This is a genomic window from Clostridium sp. DMHC 10, from assembly GCF_001270375.1.
Classification (GTDB): domain Bacteria; phylum Bacillota; class Clostridia; order Clostridiales; family Clostridiaceae; genus Clostridium_S; species Clostridium_S guangxiense.
The window spans coordinates 1,205,342-1,221,240 of record NZ_LGVB01000015.1 but is presented as its reverse complement, the minus strand read 5'-3'; the positions used below and the strand labels follow the sequence as shown (position 1 = coordinate 1,221,240).

The window sequence follows — 15,899 nt, the reverse complement described above, 5'->3', positions numbered from 1 at the left end:
CAGCTTCTCACCTTTATTGTTTTCTTTGTTTTTAGCCACAATATACACTCCAATTATTATACATTTTTTATATTTATTTTGCCTTCAATATTAAATTATTATACGTTATATTTTCAGAATACGTTTTCATACGGCTTGTCAAAAATCTCCTCTAATTTTTTAACCATAATCTAACTATTATAATATACTAAGCTTTAAAATTGGTCATAAATTTACAGACTTCATTAGGCGGTATCGGCTTCTCAAATATAAATCCTTGAATTTTACTGCATTTCATATTTAAAAGGCATTTAAGCTGCTTTTGATCTTCTACTCCTTCAGCAATAACTTCAAGTTTTAGTTCATGGGCAAGTTTAACTACGCTTTTAGTTATCATTAGATCCTTTTGTGAGTTCTCCAATTTGTCTATAAAACTTTTATCAATTTTTATACCATCTACAGGCATAGCATTTAGATAATCAAGATTGGAGTATTTTGTCCCAAAATCATCTATAAATATCCTTATCCCCATATCCTTAAGTTTTTCAATTAATTTTAATTTTTTTTCATCTAAACCTATAACTATTCTTTCAGTTATCTCAAAGATAAGAAATTTTGTCTCAACTCCAGTTTTATTCAAAACAACTTTAACAAAATCTAAGAATTCTTCTCCATCTATTTGGCTTTCAGAAATATTAATAGACATGCATATATTAGGATATCCTAAATTATGCCACTGCTGCAGCTGTCTGCATGCCTCATATACAACAAATTTGCCAACATCATTTATCATACCATTTTTCTTCAATTATATCTATGAAGAACATTGGCGAAAGTATTCCACGTTTAGGATGTTTCCATCTTATTAAAGCTTCAAATCCATATACCTCCATATTTTTTAAATTAATCTGAGGCTGATAAAAAAGAATTAATTCTTTCTTTTTTAGGGCATTACCTATTTCATTTATTACTATTTGTTTTCTTAAAATCTCGTTGTACATAAACTTTTGAAAAAATTGATATTTCATTTTATTATTTTCCTTGGCATAACTAAGTGCTACATCTGAATATCTTAGGACTTCAAGTAAATTATTACTATCATCCGGATACAATGATATACCAATTTTTTAAATGGACAGTTGCTTCTCTATTTTTTATATAAAATTTTTCTTCACATATATCAGATATATCTTTTTTCATTTTATCAATATCATTTGAATTTAAATTAGCAGCTAATATTACAAATCTGCAATTCATAAACTCAAAAATATAAAACTTTTCTTGTAATTTCTCTTTAATCCTTTTAAAAATGGATTTAAATAATATATAGCTTTCTTCATATCCAAATACATAACTATAAAATTTCAAATTGCAAATCTCGACCATATAAACTGCCAGCTTATCATTCTTATGCTTTAAGCCGCATCTTTCGTATTTTTCTAGAACATTTCTCATACTTTTTTTCTTAGAAGAATCCTCAATATCCATAATTATCTCCCGTAAAATATTTATTTTACTTGCTTTAAATAAAACCCAATTATAACATTTTTTTAAATTTTATAAAAATTTTATTTAAATTATTATACCATAATATTTATTTAAATACAATTTTTCAAATTATAATACGTCTAATTTACTTTATTTAATGCCAAATTATCTAATTCAAATATATTTTGTTTTGCAGTTAATTTGTTAAGTAATTTTATTTACATATTATAAAAGTTCAATCTTCATATCAAAATTGAACTTTTAATTGTCTGCTAAACCGCATTTTCATAAAATATTGACGCAAACACAATTAACGTAACTGAATTAGTTATAAATACATTATTAATTCTTACTTCTTTTTTGTAACACCTTCGTAATTCAATTGTAAGTGCTATGTAACTACAGATCTCTTGGGCTAATGTATAATTTACTTATAATTAACAATCGTATAATTTATATATAAAAAGTAAATACTATATTATATAGTATATTAAAATTTTATTGGGAGAGATAATCTATGCGAAAAGTATTAATATCAGTTTTTGTTACTTTATTTGTTATGCTTTCTCTTACTGGCTGCAATCAAAATCAAATTCAAGATAGAGATGCTTCACCTAATTCGAAGTTATCCCAAAACATGCTTACAAAAAAAAGGCAATACTACTTCTAATTATAGCTTAAATAAACTAAAAAGTAACCAACCCCAAAATTCAATAAGCAACATAAATTCAAGACTCGATAATGGAGAAGAATTCATAAAAACCTTTAACACTTTAAAAGCTGCAACCCTTAAAAATGACAAAGAGACGATTTCTGACTATGTAAATTATCCATTAATAGTTTACATAAATGGTAATAAAACTAAAGTTTCAAACAAAACTGAATTTATTAACAACTATGACAATATATTTAATTCTAAAATAAAAAACTCACTAAAAAATCAGCAGCTTAGTAATTTAAAAATAACTCCTAATGGTGTAATAGTAGGTAATGGCGAAGTTTATCTTAATCTTATAAACAATGGAAAACATGAATATGGAATCTATTCTATAAACAACAGATGAAGCAATAATATTTCAAGACATTAAACAAAATTATTTCAAAGATTTATCTTCCGAAGTGAAGATAAATCTTCATTCATTGTAAATTTCCTTATACGTATGATTTTGCTTCATATTCATCTGGCAAATGTGTAGTATCATTTAATGTTACTATTGTAGGCTGCATTTTGTCATTAAAATTAAGCTGACATATAGATGTATTTCCCAAAATAATTTTATGATACATGGTCATATTCCATTCAAAAATCCCTATAAGTCCAGCTTTTATTATTCCTCCATGTGCCACCATTACTATTCTTTTTCCCTTATGTTTTTCTACAGTACTTAATATTGCATTTCTTGATCTTATGGTGGCATTTTTTATACTAAGTTCTCCACCACATATTGGTCCTTTATTAGTATCACTTCTCCAAATTTCAAATTCTTTTGGGAACTTGGCTTTTATTTCTTTTACAGTGAAACCTTCCCAATCTCCAAAATCTATTTCTCTAAGATTATTTAATATTTTTGCTTCCTTATTGCTCTCTAAAGCAATTATACTGGCAGTTTTATATGCTCTCTTTAATGGACTTGAATATATATAATCAAATTTATCTTTCAACCTATTAGATACATATTGCGCTTGATTAATACCTTGTGGTGATAGAACTATATCCTTAGATCCCTGAAACTTTCCAAGTGCATTCCATTCCGTTTCACCATGTCTTACTAAATATAATGTTGTTTTCATATTGCTATCACCTCTTAAGTTTACATTTTACATATCTATAATTTCTTTTAATTTTTTTATAAATTTATTCATTTCATCATCGGTTCCAATACTAACTCTAAGGTAATTATCTATACGTGCATCCTTAAAATATCTTACCAATATTCCTCTGTCTCTAAGCTCTTTAAACAGTACAGCAGCATAAATCTTTGGATGACTTATAAATATGAAATTTGCTTTAGAATCAATGACTTTAAATCCAATTTTCCTTAAATCTTCTATAGTTCTTTCTCTGGTCTTAATTATTTTTTTTCTTGTATCCTCAAAATAATCATTGTCCATAAAAGCAGCATTTGCCCCTGCTAAAGCTACTCTATCTATTGTATACGAGTTAATAGAATTCTTAACCATATTAAGTGCTGTTATAAGTTCTTTACTTCCCATAGCAAAACCTACTCTAAGCCCAGCAAGTGATCTCGATTTTGATAAAGTTTGTACAACTAAAAGGTTAGGATAATCTTTTATAAGTTTTACACAAGATTCTCCTCCAAAATCTATATAAGCTTCATCAATTATAACTACGCTATCAACATTATTCTGCAGCAACTTTTCTAATTTTTCTACTTCAATATATTTAGCCGTTGGTGCATTTGGATTTGGTATTACAATCCCACCATTATTCTTTAAAAATTCATCTAGTGGAATGTTAAAATCATCATCCAATGAAACAAGTTTATAATCTATATCAAATAAATTAGCATACACTTTATAGAAACTATAAGATATATCTGGAAATAATATAGGTTTTCCTGGATTAAAAAACGCCATAAAAGAAAATCCTAAAACCTCATCAGAACCATTTCCAATAAAAACTTCATCTTTTGCTAGTCCGTAATAATTAGCAACAATCTGTCTAAAACTATCTACCTCTGGATCTGGATATAATTTCAAATCATCATTAGCTGTATTTTTAATAGCCTGTATAACATTAGGAGATGGTGGATAAGGATTCTCATTTGTATTTAACTTTATATATTTTTTATCCTTAGGTTGTTCCCCTGGAATATATGGTTTTAAGCTTTTAACTTTATCACTCCAATATTTACTCATTTCACTTCACCCTTTAAATTTAATTTTTATATACAGCTTTGCTTTAAACAAGTATTGTTTTTGTACTTATTTAAAGCAAAACTTCCTTCATTACTATTGCTATGTCTATAATATCACAAAGCTTTAGCGTAGTAAAGTGAAAAAGTGTAGTATCAAAAATCACTCAAAAAATTTTTATGGTATATTTACAATTAAATTCTTGATTACTTAACAATTTTAATATTCCATCCTTTTCTCTAAAATCACCATTAAAATCTTCAAAATCGGCATGGCCAAACCATGGTTCTATACAAACAAATGGAGCTCCTTGAGGTTTAGACCATAACCCTAAGTAAGGGAAACCGTCAAACTCTAATGTTACAGCTCTTGAATTTTTGATGTTTTTTAGGGAAACTTTTTTTTTGAACTTAAGTCCTTAAAAATAAGAGCATCCTTTTTAAACAATTCTCTTTTTAAGTATATAATATTAGAATCATATAAAAATGGTGTTGGACTTTCTTTTAACAATCCATTTTCATCTATAGGAATTATATTAGCTGTTTCTCTTTTTTCAAATTCAAAGTAGTAATCTTCGAATTTTAAATCTTCCTTCTCTTCTCCCCTACTACTGGGCAATTAAATCCTGGATGTGCACCTATTGAAAAATATATTTCTTGACTATCTACATTTTTTACTTTATAGCTAGCTTCTATCTCATTTTCTTTAAGTTCATATTTAACTATTAATTCAAATTTATATGGATATTTACTTAATGTTTCTTCATTATATGTTAATTTAAATACAGCTTTATCGCTGGTGCCCTCCATAACTTCAAAGTTCATATCTCTTGCAAAACCATGTTGGCTCAAAGTGTATGTATCATCATTTATTCTATAAGTATTATTTTTAACTTTACCAACTATAGGAAATAATATTGGAGCATGTCTTGCCCATATATCTGATTTTGCAGTCCAAAGGTATTCCGCCCCATCTTTTACCGTCTTTATGCTGGTAAGCTCCGCTCCTTTTTCTACAGCTTCAACTTTTAATAATTCGTTTTGTAATATTATAGACATAATCTTCAACTCCTCTGGTTAATTTAAAACAGGGTTTACTTTATTTATATTATATTTTACCACAAAAAATTAAATCTAGTTAATAACTTGTAAAAGACAAAAACTTTTCGAAATTGCTTGACCACATGGTCACCAAGCAATATAATATAATCAATAGCTGACCACATGGTCAAGGGAGTGATTAAAATGTACGCAATAGAAACTAACGACTTGTGCAAATTCTATGGAAAATCTAGAGGTATCATAAATGTTAACTTAAAAATAGAGTGCGGTGAAATATTTGGTTTTATTGGTCCAAATGGTGCCGGAAAATCAACTACCATACGTACAATTTTAAATTTTATATTTCCAACCTCAGGTAGTGCAAAAATAATGGGATTTGATTGCATAAAGGAAAGCAAAAGAATAAGAGAACTTATAGGTTATTTACCATCAGAAGTAAATTACTACGATGATATGAAAATTAGAGAGCTACTTAAATATTCTGGAGACTTTTACAATAAGGATTGCAGTAAAAGAATAAAAGAACTTTGTGATATATTTGAGGTAGATAGTTCTAAAAAAATAAATCAATTGTCCCTTGGAAATAAAAAGAAGGTTGGAATAATTCAAGCCCTACTTCATGAGCCTAAATTAATTATTTTAGATGAACCAACGAGCGGACTTGATCCATTAATGCAGAAAACATTTTTTGAAGTTTTAAAAGAAGAAAATAAAAAAGGAGCAACTATATTTTTCTCATCACACATATTAAGTGAAGTTCAAGAAATGTGTAATAAAGTTGCAATTATAAAAGAAGGCAAAATACTAAAAACAGAGGAAATATCAAAACTTCGCGATGCTCAATTCAAAAAAGTAATGGTAAATTTTAATGACGAAATTTCAAGCATAGACATACCTGGCGCTATTAATGCCGTTAAATTAGGTACTTCTGTAAAATTTTTATACAATGGGGACATCAATGATCTTATTGATAACCTTCATAAAAATAAAATTAAAAATCTTACAATTGAAGAACCATCCTTGGAAGAAATATTTATGCATTACTATGTAAAGGAGGATAAGTAATTATGAATTTATTTAAAAGAGAACTTAGAAAAAACCTTATAGGCTTTTTAATTTGGTCACTTACTCTAAGCTTATTAGTTATCCTTACAATGTCTATGTTTACCTCTGTAGCCAAAAGCAGCGCCTCCTTAGAGCAATTTATGAAACAATTTCCTCCATCCATGCTAAAAGCATTTAATCTAGATACCTTAAGTATAACAAGTATATTTGGATATTACAGTTCCAAAGCTGGCTTATTAATAATATTAAGTGTTGGAATCTATGCAATGATACTTGGCTGCAATATGTTTGCAAAAGAATTTAATGAAAAAACTATGGAATTTCTTCAGGCAAAGCCTATAACAAGAACATCAATTATTACTTCAAAAATATGCTGCTATACTATATATATCTTTCTTTTAAATGTAATTTTATTTGCAGTAACCTATTTTTCCTTTGAAAGCGTAAAAACATCAAATTATTCAGTTAAAACCCTTTTTCTAATTCATGTTGGTTACTTTATAGCTGAAATAACTTTTGCTAACATTGGAATTCTTATATCTCTAATTGTTAAAAGCCAAAAATCCTCAGTTTCGTTAAGTTTATGGTTTGTACTTGGAATGTATTTTATGCATATACTTGCAGGCTTATCCGATAAAGCTGATTTTCTTAAATACTTTACACCCTTTAAATACGTTGATGCTACAGATATAATAGCCAATGGCTATATAAAAACTGAATATGTTATAATACTTGTATGCGTGAATATAATAGCGGTTGCTGCTTCTTATATCATCTACAATCATAAAGACATTCAGTAGATGAATTTTTGTAATGTATAAATGTTGCGAACCAAAACCAAGTGACAAGTTAAGGTAAGTTTTTCTCCATTTTATTACGAAAAACTTTATAACTTAATTTTTTTCACTTCATTTTTTCCCGAGGGAAAATGCAAGAATAAATTGTACGATTTTCGGTAGCGAGTGAGTATGCGAGCGAACGGAAGAAAATCATCCTAAACTTGTCACTTGTCACCTGCCACTTGTCACTGTTTCTAGTTGGTTCGCAATATTTATTTATTCAATAATTACATATATACAAAGATTAACTTAATAATAGCTTGAGGGGTGGAATAATTTTGTACGAAAGTTTTTGAAAGGTTACCAGAAAAAAAAGAGAAAAAAAAAAAAAAATTATTGATATATGCGTTAAAGAATTTGCTGAAAATGGATATACCATTGCCTCAACAAACACTATAGTAAAAAAAGCCGACATATCTAAAGGAACCTTATTCAATTACTTCGGCAATAAAAAAGGTTTATTTCTATATGTTTTAGATTATATAACTGACTATTATTTAAATTATATGATAAAAGAAATGAAAGTAAATGACCCTGACTTTTTTAAAAGAGTTCTCGATTGGTCTGAACTTAAACTAAAGGTTTCATGTAAAAATCCTGATGTGTACAAATTTTTCTTTATCTCATATACAAATGTTCCAGATGAATTAAAAGATGATATTAAAAAGCGTTATGAAAAACTTTATTCTAAAGGTTTATTTTTAACTTTTGATGGACTCGATATGTCAAAATTTAGAGATGATGTAGATAAACAAAAATCACTTGAACTAATATTAATGGTCTTAAAGGGCCTATCTGAAAAATATACAAATAATTTTAATAAAAGCGAGGATAAGGGACTAAGCTCACTAGATAAAAGGGTAGATGAATTAAAAGAATACATTGAAATTTTAAAGAAAGTTTTTTATAAATAACCTTAAGGAGAATAAATATGATATTTAAAGAATTTGGAAATAAAAATAACAAAGCTATCATTTTTCTTCACGGTGGTGGGCTATCTTGGTGGACATGGAAAATTCAAATTGAAGTGCTGCAAAAGGATTATTTTGTTGTTGCACCTGTTATTGATGGACATGGTGAAGATGGACATAATAGTTTTATAACCATACAAAACTCAGCAGAAAATGTTATTAATTATATAAAAGAAAACTGTAATGGAAAAGTTTTTGCTATCTGCGGACTTTCTCTTGGTGCTCAAATACTCGTGGAAATACTATCTAAGGAATGTGATATCACAGAAAATGCAATTATTGAAAGTGCTTTAGTTTGTCCTAGCAGTAAAATTTCAGTTAAATTAACTGCACTAGCATTAAGCTTAACCTATGGATTAATCAAAAAAAGTGGTTTGCAAAACTTCAAGCCAAGCAGTTAAAGCTGCCCGAGGCATTATTCGAAAACTACTATGAAGATACTATAAAAATAACAAAAACAACCCTAATAAACTTTATAAAAAGCAATCAAGAATATTCAATACCTAGTACTTTATGCAATACAAAAGCAAAAACATTAATATTAGTAGGTGAAAAAGAATTACCTGTCATGAAAAAATCTGCTAAACTACTTAATGACACCATTAACGGTAGCACCTTAAAAATCATTAAAAATAGTGCGCATGGTGAAATCAGTTTAGTTCATTCAGATAAATACCTTGAGCTATTGATGACATTTTTTAGGGATAACGCTACTTATTAAAAAACATACTTAAAAATTTTTCAAATAAAATATTGCCAGCTGTGTCCTATCTCTCAAATTTAATTTTTCCAGAATTGTAGTAACATAATTTCTCACAGTTCCATCACTTATAAATAATTTGTCCCCTATTTCTTTATTTGAAAGTCCATCTGCCACAAGTTTCATAACTTCCATTTCTCTCTGTGATAAATTAAACTTTAACATATCCACTTTATGTCCTTCTCTAATCATTGAAGATATAGAGTTTGCAACTTCCTTTTGGAATACAAAGTTCCCCTTTGAAACAGTTCTTAAACTTTCAATTATAGTATCAGCTTTCTGATTTTTTAGTATATAACCTTCTGCACCAGATTTCATTGCTTCCTTTATATACTCATCATCCTTGAAGGTTGTAAGTATAACTATTTTAACTTGATTAAATTTTTCTTTAATCATCTTTGTACCAATAACACCATCTATATCAGGCATCCTTATGTCCATAAGTACAATATCCGGCATAAGCTTTTCACAAAGAGCAAAAGCCTCCATTCCATTATGAGCTATGCCAGTAACCTCAAAATCATCTTCCATATCTAAAAGTAATTTTAATCCATCACATACAAGTTCATCATCATCTACTATTAGAACCTTCAAATATTTCACCTCCACTAAAGGGAATAACACAAACTATAATAAAACCATCACGAGAATCTATAGAAATACTCCCACCAACATTGTTTACTCTTTCACGCATTCCACTTAATCCAAGTCCTTCTTTTATATTACTGCAGCTTACACCATTGTTTTTAATATACAATCTAAAATATACCTCATTTATATCAATTGAAATATAAACCTTTGAAGCTTTTGAATATTTAGCAGCATTAGTTAAAGCCTCTTTTATATTTGCTCCTATTATTTCCATATAACTAGGATTTAGCTTATTAAAGTCTCCAGTAAACTTAAGCTCAACAGGACAAAAACTAAAATTATGAATTATATTTTTTATGTATTCGATTCCAAGCTTTTCATTTGGTTTAATATTATGAACCGTATCTCTTATAATAATTACAGTTTCTGAAAGTGCTTCTATAGATCTTTCAAGCACTTCCTTTGCTTTAGGCAAATTTTTATCTACTAATTTATATGCAGCTTGAAGTTCTATAAGCACTCCTGCTGTTTTATGACCAACACTATCATGTATTTCTCTTGCAATTCTATTTCTCTCGCTTACTTCCGCAAGATGCGCTGCCTCTCTTGATGAGTTTAATAGTTTAGCTTTAACACCTTCAAGTTCATATCTAAGCTTTCTTTCCTCATCTAATGATGTTTTTAGATTAATTTCCTTTTTTTCAGCTTCTCTAATTACATAACCAAACAGTGAGCACACACAGGTTAAAAAAATAACCTTTTCTATATTTTGCCCTAGATAAAGAAAGTATATTTCTACTAAGCATACACAAGAAACTTCAATTAAATTCTTTACAACAATAAAATCAAATGCAGCTACAGGAAGAAACATTGCAAAATTTTTTATTTACATAAACTCCTATGCAAATTCCTATAAAACTTGCTGCAGCTGTATATATAGAATTGTTATATTTTTCCTTATATATATTTATTCCTATAATAACAAGGAGTATAAGAATTTCTTCAAAATGCACCTTGCTATAACATACCATATCATAAAATACATACATTAAAAAAAGTAATTTTAATATACAATTTACACGTTTCATCCTATCCCCTATTCTAACGCTTCACTTTTTCTCCAAGTTCCAAGCAAAAAGAACACTGCTGTAAATGCTAAAAGTATTACTGCTTCCTTACCTATAGAAGTAAAATTGTCATTGTTCACTATTTTTTTAACAGCTTCCATTGCCCAAGTTGTTGGCAATACCTTTGAAATATTTTTAATCACACCACTTGAAGGTGACATTCCCCAGCACCCACCAAGCATAGTCATTACTGTTACAATTCCTACTCCTGATACCATTGCCTTTGTTACATCCTTGCTTATACTACTTACTGCAATTCCAAAAGACACACTAACAAGTGATATTAATATCAATATTCCTAACATATTAAATATAGATTTACCCGGATAAACTCCAAAACCATTTACAATCACCAAAGTTAAAACAAGTATTTGAACTATAGAAATAACCATAAAGCTAAGTGTTGTTTGAAGCATATAATTCTTTAAAGATATAGGTGCATTTAATGATCTATAAAACGTTTTTATTCTTTTTATCTGATAATATGATCGTTGATGCAAATATGGAAGAAAACATAACAAACTGAATTACCATGCCCCACACTACTAATTTACCGCTAGTGCCCCTAGAAACTTTATCCATTAAATTAGTCTTTGGTATTTTTTTAATACCTTCATAAAATGCCATGTTATTGCCAAACGACTTTCTTGCAATACTTTTAGCTGGATAAATGAAGCTATTAATTATTTCACCGACTACTCCTGAGCAATCAGAATTTTTCTTTTCGTACCCAATAATTTTTTTATTTTTTAAATTTATTATAGCATAAGTATAATTACGTGGTATAACAAGTACATAATCTAACTTCGAATTATTCAAATCATTTTTAATATCACTTTGAGTTATTTTAGTAATATTAAGATTTGCTTTCATATTCTGAGTAAAAACCTTTGAAAATCTAGTACTATCATTATCAACTATTCCGACATTGAATTTTTCCACATTACCACTTGTGTTTAATGCTATAGGTATAATCGGAATAAATGGTATTATTAAAAGCACTGCAATTTGAACTTTACTTTTGAGCAGCCTTTTTAAACTATTAATAAATATAATCATGATATCACCTTCTTACCTACAAATAAAGATATAAAGAACATTATAACTGCTGATGCACATAATACTATAAGTGCTTCTCCTGAACCCTCCGTTATTGCTTTTACAACATAGCTATGAAAAGACAGTGTATCCGCAATTTTTATAATGCCACTTATCTTAATTGGTGAAAAAGCCCCTACATATACTGGCCCAACCATAAAGAAGTTTACCGCAAAGGCGACAAGTGCACATATATATATGTTTTTGAAAGTCCAGTAATAATAATTCCAAAACTGTTTTCAATTATTAAAAATAGTACCATTGCTACAAAAATATTCAATTTATTTTCTCCCCAGTTAATATTAAAGAAGTAAGTAGTTATAACTATTAACATAAATGCAAATATTCCCATGCCCCCCATATTACCTAAGGACTTTCCAAGTAAAATATTTATCCTTGTTGTGGGCATTGACTTTAATCTATCAGTAATTCCATTTTTTAAATCATGAATTATCAAATTAGTGCTCAAAACAGCTCCATAAAAAATAAATAAAATTATTGACGCCATAGCAGCTTTGTCATTAGTTGACACAGCTGTTTCATTAGGATTTATTATATTATTTTGAAGGTTAACCTTGCTTTCTTCTACCTGTGATTTAGTTAAATTTACGCTTAAATTATTATCCATAGAACCTGTTACCATATACGTAACTAACAGAGGTGCTGCAATAAAGGCAATTACAGCTAGTGGATTTCTTATACATTTAATTATAGTGTAACGAGCTGTAACAAGTATACTCTCCAATTAAATCTCCTCCTAATCCCTAAGTGTTCTGCCTGTAAGTGTTAAAAATACACTTTCAAGAGTAGGCTTTTCAACATTTAAAGATAAAATTTCAACATTGTTTTGCAAAATTATTTCCAGTATTCTTCCTAATATTTTGCTATTTTTTTTAGCTATAATATTAAGCTTATTGCCATTTAAAATACAGTCTATCACATCGTCCATCTTCTTTATTTTCTCTATGATAGTGTAATTCACCCCCGACAATTCTAAATCTATTTTTTCATTAACTGCTGCAAGTGATTTTAATTCATCCTTAGTTCCCTTAGCTATGATTCTTCCATGATCAATTATTAAAATTCTCGTACACAGCTCCTCTACCTCTTCCATGTAATGTGAAGTATATATTATAGTCGATCCCATTTCATTTAGTTTTCTTATAGAATTTAATATATAATTTCTTGACTGAGGATCAATTCCAACAGTAGGCTCATCCATTATTATAAGCTTTGGTCTGTGAACTATAGCACAAGCTATATTAAGTCTTCTCTTCATTCCACCGGAAAAACTTTTAGGATAATCTTTTTCCTTATCTACAAGATCTACAAATTCCAAAGCCTCATGAATTCTATCCTTAAGTTCAACACCTTTCAATCCATAAAGTCTTCCAAAGTAATCAAGGTTCTCATAGGCAGTTAAATCCTCATATACTGCAATATCTTGAGGTACAACACCTATTTGCTTTTTAATTTCTTTTTCATGAGTCTTCATATCAAGTCCAAATATCTTAATTTCTCCACTATCAAGTTTACTCATGCCTGTAATTGCACTTATTGTTGTAGTTTTTCCTGCTCCATTAGGCCCTAAAAATCCTAAAATTTCTCCCTCTTCAATTTCTATATTTAAATTATCAACAGCTAAAAAATCCTTATAACGCTTAACTAAATTTTTTACTTCTAATAACAACCTTATCACCCCTTCTTTCAGAGTACAGTTGACAAAGTACAGAGAACAGTGAAGGATAATTTTCTGCTAATGCAGAAAATTTTTAACTTAATGGGCTATCGCTCAAACCTATATATTTTAGCTTCGCTGAAGCTTTTTAATTCAAAGATTTATCTGACGTAAGGAAGATAAATCATCCTTCATTGTACTCTGTACTTTGTACTCTGTTTTTCTATGTTTCTATAATAAATCATTTTCCCCAAATACTACAGTTACATGAAGAATATTATCACCATGACAAATGTCATAAATAAAATTTTAACTATTCAAGCAAAAAGTGCTAATATATACTTGTATTAAATTTTACATAGGAGGCTTTTTATGGAATCAATTCTTTCTTATAAGGTATTAGATAATACTCCAATTTTTAAATGTAACTCTTGTAAAAATTGCACCAGTATGGAAAGTACTAATATGCTTGGCATAAACCGTGGTTGCTGTTTTTACTTTCCTAAATATTCACTTATAGATATCAAAAATATAATAAATTTTAAAAAGGATTTTTTATTTAAGTTGATTACTAAAGAAAACGTAATCACTCATAACTATTTTATAGAGGTAAAAGGTACCTTTGATAAAACAGCATATAGTAATTTTTGCAAAAAATTCTACTGAAGGTGAATTCTCAAAATACGGCAATTTTTGACAAAACTCTTTTTTTTCAAAAAATGTTCTTTTATAACTCCAAAAGGCTGCTCTATTGATTTTAGATTAAGACCACATCAATGCAATCTATATTTATGCCGCAATTTATCAGAAAACTCAAGCTACTTATGTAAAAACTATTCAAGAGAACGCAAAGACTATTTCGCCTATTGTAATTATATGAATACTACTCTTATTCAATATTTTAAAGATAACCTTTTAACTTTAAAAAATAATTTTAAACAATCTGTTAACTTTTTAGATAAAATTAAAATTGACAATTTTCTTTTTTCTAACTTGAAAACGTTAAATTGACCTTATAATTTAATACTTTATAAGGAATAGTATTTATTAAAACTTTAATAACAAATTTACAATTTCAATTTAGTTTTATTTTATTTGTAAATTTTTTACAACACTTTGGCAATATATTATGGTATAATAAGACCTGTTAATATTTTTTGCATAACAAGAGCTCAAAATATAACTTTAAAGTTCTTTAATTGGGTGTATTTATAAGTAATACAATTTCAAATCACTTTAATTAAAAATAATAAGTATATTTAAGGAGGATATCATTTGAATAAAAAAGCATTATCTATTGTTATGGTACTAGCTTTAATGTTTACACTGAATACCAGTGTACTTGCTTCACCAGCAGATAGTACTTCAGATGAACTGAAAAGAACTCAAGATAATAAAAAGGCCATAGAGGTTAAGGTTACTTCTCTAGACAATGAAATTAATGGTGTACTAAAAAAGATTGATAATAATAAAAAAGATATGAATAAACTCGCAAACGAAATGAAAAACTCAGAAATACAATTAAAAACTACAGAAAGCGCACTTAATAACCAACAGGATCTGCTAAAAAAAAGAGTACGTGCGATGTATATGAATGGAAAAAGCAGTTATCTTCAACTAGTGCTCTCTTCTACAAGTTTTAGTGACCTTTTATCAAATGTAAATACTGTTACTAGTGTAATGGACTTTGATAACAACATTCTTAACAATGTTGAAAAAGAGAAAAAAAATATACTTGCGCAAAAACAAATATTAAGTTATGCAAATAAAAAACTAGAAGATTTAAAAACTAGTAATGAAGCAACTCTATCAAAATTGAGCAGCGACATAAAACAAGAAAAAACTCTTCTTGCTAGTGCAACTGAAAAAGAAAAACAGCTAATAGACAAACAAAGGGCAGAAGAAGCTGCTGCCAAAGCAAGACAAGAAGCTGCTGCCAAAGCTGCAAATGCTAGTAAATCTTCGAATAGTAGTACAAGCATCGCCTTATTAGGGACATTATCTCCAAAATCCTCAAATATAATGATAGCAACAGGTTATTCCATAGATGGATACACCTCATCTGGAGGCAAGACTGTAAGAAATCCAGGCGGTTACAGTACTATTGCCGTAGATCCAAGAGTAATACCAATGGGTACAAAAGTTTATATCGAAGGATATGGTTATGCTGTTGCAACCGATACTGGAGGTGCCATTATAGGCAATAGGATAGATTTATTTTTTCCAACAGAAGCAGAGGCAAATGCTTGGGGAATACGCTCTGTTAAAGTCACTATAATAGGTTAAAGATTAAAAAAGAGAATTCTCAGTACACAGAATTCTCTTTTTTATTTTAAATATTGACATGCTAATTTAATAATGCTAA

Annotated in this window: 22 protein-coding genes and 1 pseudogene; 8 read left to right on the top strand and 15 right to left on the bottom strand. The window is 28.5% G+C overall.

Features of this window, described 5'->3' with window-relative positions; all coding sequences use genetic code 11:
• Positions 1 to 187: 187 nt before the first annotated feature.
• From AGR56_RS07745 to AGR56_RS07735, 3 genes are read right to left on the bottom strand one after another with little or no spacing between them, the layout of a single operon-like run.
• Positions 188 to 772, bottom strand: coding sequence for an EAL domain-containing protein (locus tag AGR56_RS07745; protein WP_053241783.1), 585 nt, complete (start codon positions 770 to 772; stop codon positions 188 to 190).
• Complete coding sequence (locus tag AGR56_RS22690; RefSeq protein ID WP_053241782.1) at positions 762 to 1,091, bottom strand: EAL domain-containing protein; 330 nt, start codon at positions 1,089 to 1,091, stop codon at positions 762 to 764. Before AGR56_RS22690 ends, AGR56_RS07745 begins: the two co-directional genes overlap by 11 nt.
• Positions 1,078 to 1,467, bottom strand: coding sequence for a hypothetical protein (locus AGR56_RS07735; protein WP_053241781.1), 390 nt, complete (start codon positions 1,465 to 1,467; stop codon positions 1,078 to 1,080). Before AGR56_RS07735 ends, AGR56_RS22690 begins: the two co-directional genes overlap by 14 nt.
• 605 nt (positions 1,468 to 2,072) lie before the next feature.
• On the opposite strand from AGR56_RS07735, the gene AGR56_RS07730 reads away from it, so the two are divergent.
• Complete coding sequence (locus AGR56_RS07730) at positions 2,073 to 2,531, top strand: hypothetical protein (protein WP_157055704.1); 459 nt, start codon at positions 2,073 to 2,075, stop codon at positions 2,529 to 2,531.
• An 88-nt stretch (positions 2,532 to 2,619) separates the two neighbouring features.
• Here the strand turns inward: AGR56_RS07730 and AGR56_RS07725 are convergent, their stop codons facing one another.
• From AGR56_RS07725 to AGR56_RS21635, 4 genes are all read right to left on the bottom strand, one after another.
• Complete coding sequence (locus tag AGR56_RS07725) at positions 2,620 to 3,258, bottom strand: histidine phosphatase family protein (RefSeq protein ID WP_053241779.1); 639 nt, start codon at positions 3,256 to 3,258, stop codon at positions 2,620 to 2,622.
• Positions 3,259 to 3,285: 27 nt separating this feature from the next.
• Positions 3,286 to 4,347, bottom strand: coding sequence for a histidinol-phosphate transaminase (hisC, locus tag AGR56_RS07720; RefSeq protein ID WP_053241778.1), 1,062 nt, complete (start codon positions 4,345 to 4,347; stop codon positions 3,286 to 3,288).
• A gap of 384 nt (positions 4,348 to 4,731) precedes the next feature.
• Positions 4,732 to 4,962 carry a hypothetical protein gene (locus AGR56_RS21640; protein WP_242851369.1) on the bottom strand — a complete coding sequence of 77 codons (231 nt, stop codon included), beginning with the start codon at positions 4,960 to 4,962 and terminating at the stop codon, positions 4,732 to 4,734.
• Positions 4,926 to 5,402 carry a hypothetical protein gene (locus AGR56_RS21635; RefSeq protein ID WP_242851368.1) on the bottom strand — a complete coding sequence of 159 codons (477 nt, stop codon included), beginning with the start codon at positions 5,400 to 5,402 and terminating at the stop codon, positions 4,926 to 4,928. The genes AGR56_RS21640 and AGR56_RS21635 overlap by 37 nt, the downstream gene beginning before the upstream one ends.
• A gap of 186 nt (positions 5,403 to 5,588) precedes the next feature.
• Between AGR56_RS21635 and AGR56_RS07710 the strand changes: the two genes are divergently transcribed.
• The 5 genes and pseudogenes from AGR56_RS07710 to AGR56_RS23345 all read left to right on the top strand — a co-directional run bounded on the left by AGR56_RS07710 (position 5,589) and on the right by AGR56_RS23345 (position 8,681).
• Entirely contained in the window at positions 5,589 to 6,470 is an 882-nt protein-coding gene (locus AGR56_RS07710; protein ID WP_053241777.1) for an ABC transporter ATP-binding protein, read from the top strand.
• A gap of 2 nt (positions 6,471 to 6,472) precedes the next feature.
• The gene (locus tag AGR56_RS07705; protein WP_053241776.1) at positions 6,473 to 7,270 is read left to right on the top strand and encodes an ABC transporter permease subunit; all 798 of its coding nucleotides are present in this window, start codon (positions 6,473 to 6,475) and stop codon (positions 7,268 to 7,270) included.
• Between the two features lie 371 nt (positions 7,271 to 7,641).
• A pseudogene (locus AGR56_RS23350) lies at positions 7,642 to 7,719 on the top strand (TetR/AcrR family transcriptional regulator); the annotation flags it as partial.
• Positions 7,720 to 7,815: 96 nt separating this feature from the next.
• Positions 7,816 to 8,223, top strand: coding sequence for a hypothetical protein (locus AGR56_RS07700; RefSeq protein WP_242851367.1), 408 nt, complete (start codon positions 7,816 to 7,818; stop codon positions 8,221 to 8,223).
• Positions 8,224 to 8,240: 17 nt separating this feature from the next.
• Positions 8,241 to 8,681 carry an alpha/beta hydrolase gene (locus tag AGR56_RS23345; RefSeq protein WP_347460443.1) on the top strand — a complete coding sequence of 147 codons (441 nt, stop codon included), beginning with the start codon at positions 8,241 to 8,243 and terminating at the stop codon, positions 8,679 to 8,681.
• A 329-nt stretch (positions 8,682 to 9,010) separates the two neighbouring features.
• Here AGR56_RS23345 and AGR56_RS07690 read toward each other — a convergent pair whose 3' ends face one another.
• The 8 genes from AGR56_RS07690 to AGR56_RS07655 are packed head-to-tail and all read right to left on the bottom strand — an operon-like array spanning position 9,011 to position 13,546.
• A complete protein-coding gene (locus AGR56_RS07690) occupies positions 9,011 to 9,634 on the bottom strand; it encodes a response regulator transcription factor (RefSeq protein ID WP_053241775.1) in 624 nt (207 codons plus the stop codon).
• Positions 9,612 to 10,502 carry a sensor histidine kinase gene (locus AGR56_RS07685; RefSeq protein WP_053241774.1) on the bottom strand — a complete coding sequence of 297 codons (891 nt, stop codon included), beginning with the start codon at positions 10,500 to 10,502 and terminating at the stop codon, positions 9,612 to 9,614. Before AGR56_RS07685 ends, AGR56_RS07690 begins: the two co-directional genes overlap by 23 nt.
• Entirely contained in the window at positions 10,477 to 10,719 is a 243-nt protein-coding gene (locus AGR56_RS20950) for a hypothetical protein (RefSeq protein WP_053241773.1), read from the bottom strand. The genes AGR56_RS07685 and AGR56_RS20950 overlap by 26 nt, the downstream gene beginning before the upstream one ends.
• 8 nt (positions 10,720 to 10,727) lie before the next feature.
• Positions 10,728 to 11,258, bottom strand: a complete 531-nt coding sequence (locus tag AGR56_RS22685; protein WP_053241772.1) for an ABC transporter permease — start codon at positions 11,256 to 11,258, stop codon at positions 10,728 to 10,730.
• Positions 11,209 to 11,817 carry an ABC transporter permease gene (locus tag AGR56_RS22680; RefSeq protein WP_053241771.1) on the bottom strand — a complete coding sequence of 203 codons (609 nt, stop codon included), beginning with the start codon at positions 11,815 to 11,817 and terminating at the stop codon, positions 11,209 to 11,211. The genes AGR56_RS22685 and AGR56_RS22680 overlap by 50 nt, the downstream gene beginning before the upstream one ends.
• Positions 11,814 to 12,014: a hypothetical protein gene (locus AGR56_RS07665; protein WP_053241770.1), complete on the bottom strand. Its 201-nt coding sequence runs from the start codon at positions 12,012 to 12,014 to the stop codon at positions 11,814 to 11,816. Before AGR56_RS07665 ends, AGR56_RS22680 begins: the two co-directional genes overlap by 4 nt.
• 8 nt (positions 12,015 to 12,022) lie before the next feature.
• Positions 12,023 to 12,601, bottom strand: coding sequence for an ABC transporter permease (locus AGR56_RS07660; RefSeq protein ID WP_053241769.1), 579 nt, complete (start codon positions 12,599 to 12,601; stop codon positions 12,023 to 12,025).
• Positions 12,602 to 12,613: 12 nt separating this feature from the next.
• Positions 12,614 to 13,546 carry an ABC transporter ATP-binding protein gene (locus AGR56_RS07655; RefSeq protein ID WP_053241768.1) on the bottom strand — a complete coding sequence of 311 codons (933 nt, stop codon included), beginning with the start codon at positions 13,544 to 13,546 and terminating at the stop codon, positions 12,614 to 12,616.
• A 360-nt stretch (positions 13,547 to 13,906) separates the two neighbouring features.
• On the opposite strand from AGR56_RS07655, the gene AGR56_RS07650 reads away from it, so the two are divergent.
• Together AGR56_RS07650 and AGR56_RS07645 are read left to right on the top strand one after the other, a co-directional pair.
• The gene (locus AGR56_RS07650) at positions 13,907 to 14,200 is read left to right on the top strand and encodes a hypothetical protein (RefSeq protein WP_053241767.1); all 294 of its coding nucleotides are present in this window, start codon (positions 13,907 to 13,909) and stop codon (positions 14,198 to 14,200) included.
• Between the two features lie 609 nt (positions 14,201 to 14,809).
• A complete protein-coding gene (locus AGR56_RS07645; protein ID WP_053241766.1) occupies positions 14,810 to 15,820 on the top strand; it encodes a 3D domain-containing protein in 1,011 nt (336 codons plus the stop codon).
• Positions 15,821 to 15,899: the final 79 nt, after the last annotated feature.

Excerpts from the sequence above, each read along its gene's own strand:
- AGR56_RS07665 (WP_053241770.1), bottom strand. The coding sequence starts at position 12,014 with ATGGTTGGGCCAGTATATGTAGGGGCTTTTTCACCAATTAAGATAAGT.
- AGR56_RS07735 (WP_053241781.1), bottom strand. The coding sequence starts at position 1,467 with ATGGATATTGAGGATTCTTCTAAGAAAAAAAGTATGAGAAATGTTCTA.
- AGR56_RS20950 (WP_053241773.1), bottom strand. The coding sequence starts at position 10,719 with ATGAAACGTGTAAATTGTATATTAAAATTACTTTTTTTAATGTATGTA.
- hisC (WP_053241778.1), bottom strand. The coding sequence starts at position 4,347 with ATGAGTAAATATTGGAGTGATAAAGTTAAAAGCTTAAAACCATATATT.
- AGR56_RS07710 (WP_053241777.1), top strand. The coding sequence starts at position 5,589 with ATGTACGCAATAGAAACTAACGACTTGTGCAAATTCTATGGAAAATCT.
- AGR56_RS07745 (WP_053241783.1), bottom strand. The coding sequence starts at position 772 with ATGATAAATGATGTTGGCAAATTTGTTGTATATGAGGCATGCAGACAG.
- AGR56_RS07700 (WP_242851367.1), top strand. The coding sequence starts at position 7,816 with ATGATAAAAGAAATGAAAGTAAATGACCCTGACTTTTTTAAAAGAGTT.
- AGR56_RS07685 (WP_053241774.1), bottom strand. The coding sequence starts at position 10,502 with ATGTTTCTTCCTGTAGCTGCATTTGATTTTATTGTTGTAAAGAATTTA.
- AGR56_RS07705 (WP_053241776.1), top strand. The coding sequence starts at position 6,473 with ATGAATTTATTTAAAAGAGAACTTAGAAAAAACCTTATAGGCTTTTTA.
- AGR56_RS22680 (WP_053241771.1), bottom strand. The coding sequence starts at position 11,817 with ATGATTATATTTATTAATAGTTTAAAAAGGCTGCTCAAAAGTAAAGTT.
- AGR56_RS07730 (WP_157055704.1), top strand. The coding sequence starts at position 2,073 with ATGCTTCACCTAATTCGAAGTTATCCCAAAACATGCTTACAAAAAAAA.
- AGR56_RS21635 (WP_242851368.1), bottom strand. The coding sequence starts at position 5,402 with ATGTCTATAATATTACAAAACGAATTATTAAAAGTTGAAGCTGTAGAA.
- AGR56_RS23345 (WP_347460443.1), top strand. The coding sequence starts at position 8,241 with ATGATATTTAAAGAATTTGGAAATAAAAATAACAAAGCTATCATTTTT.
- AGR56_RS07725 (WP_053241779.1), bottom strand. The coding sequence starts at position 3,258 with ATGAAAACAACATTATATTTAGTAAGACATGGTGAAACGGAATGGAAT.
- AGR56_RS07650 (WP_053241767.1), top strand. The coding sequence starts at position 13,907 with ATGGAATCAATTCTTTCTTATAAGGTATTAGATAATACTCCAATTTTT.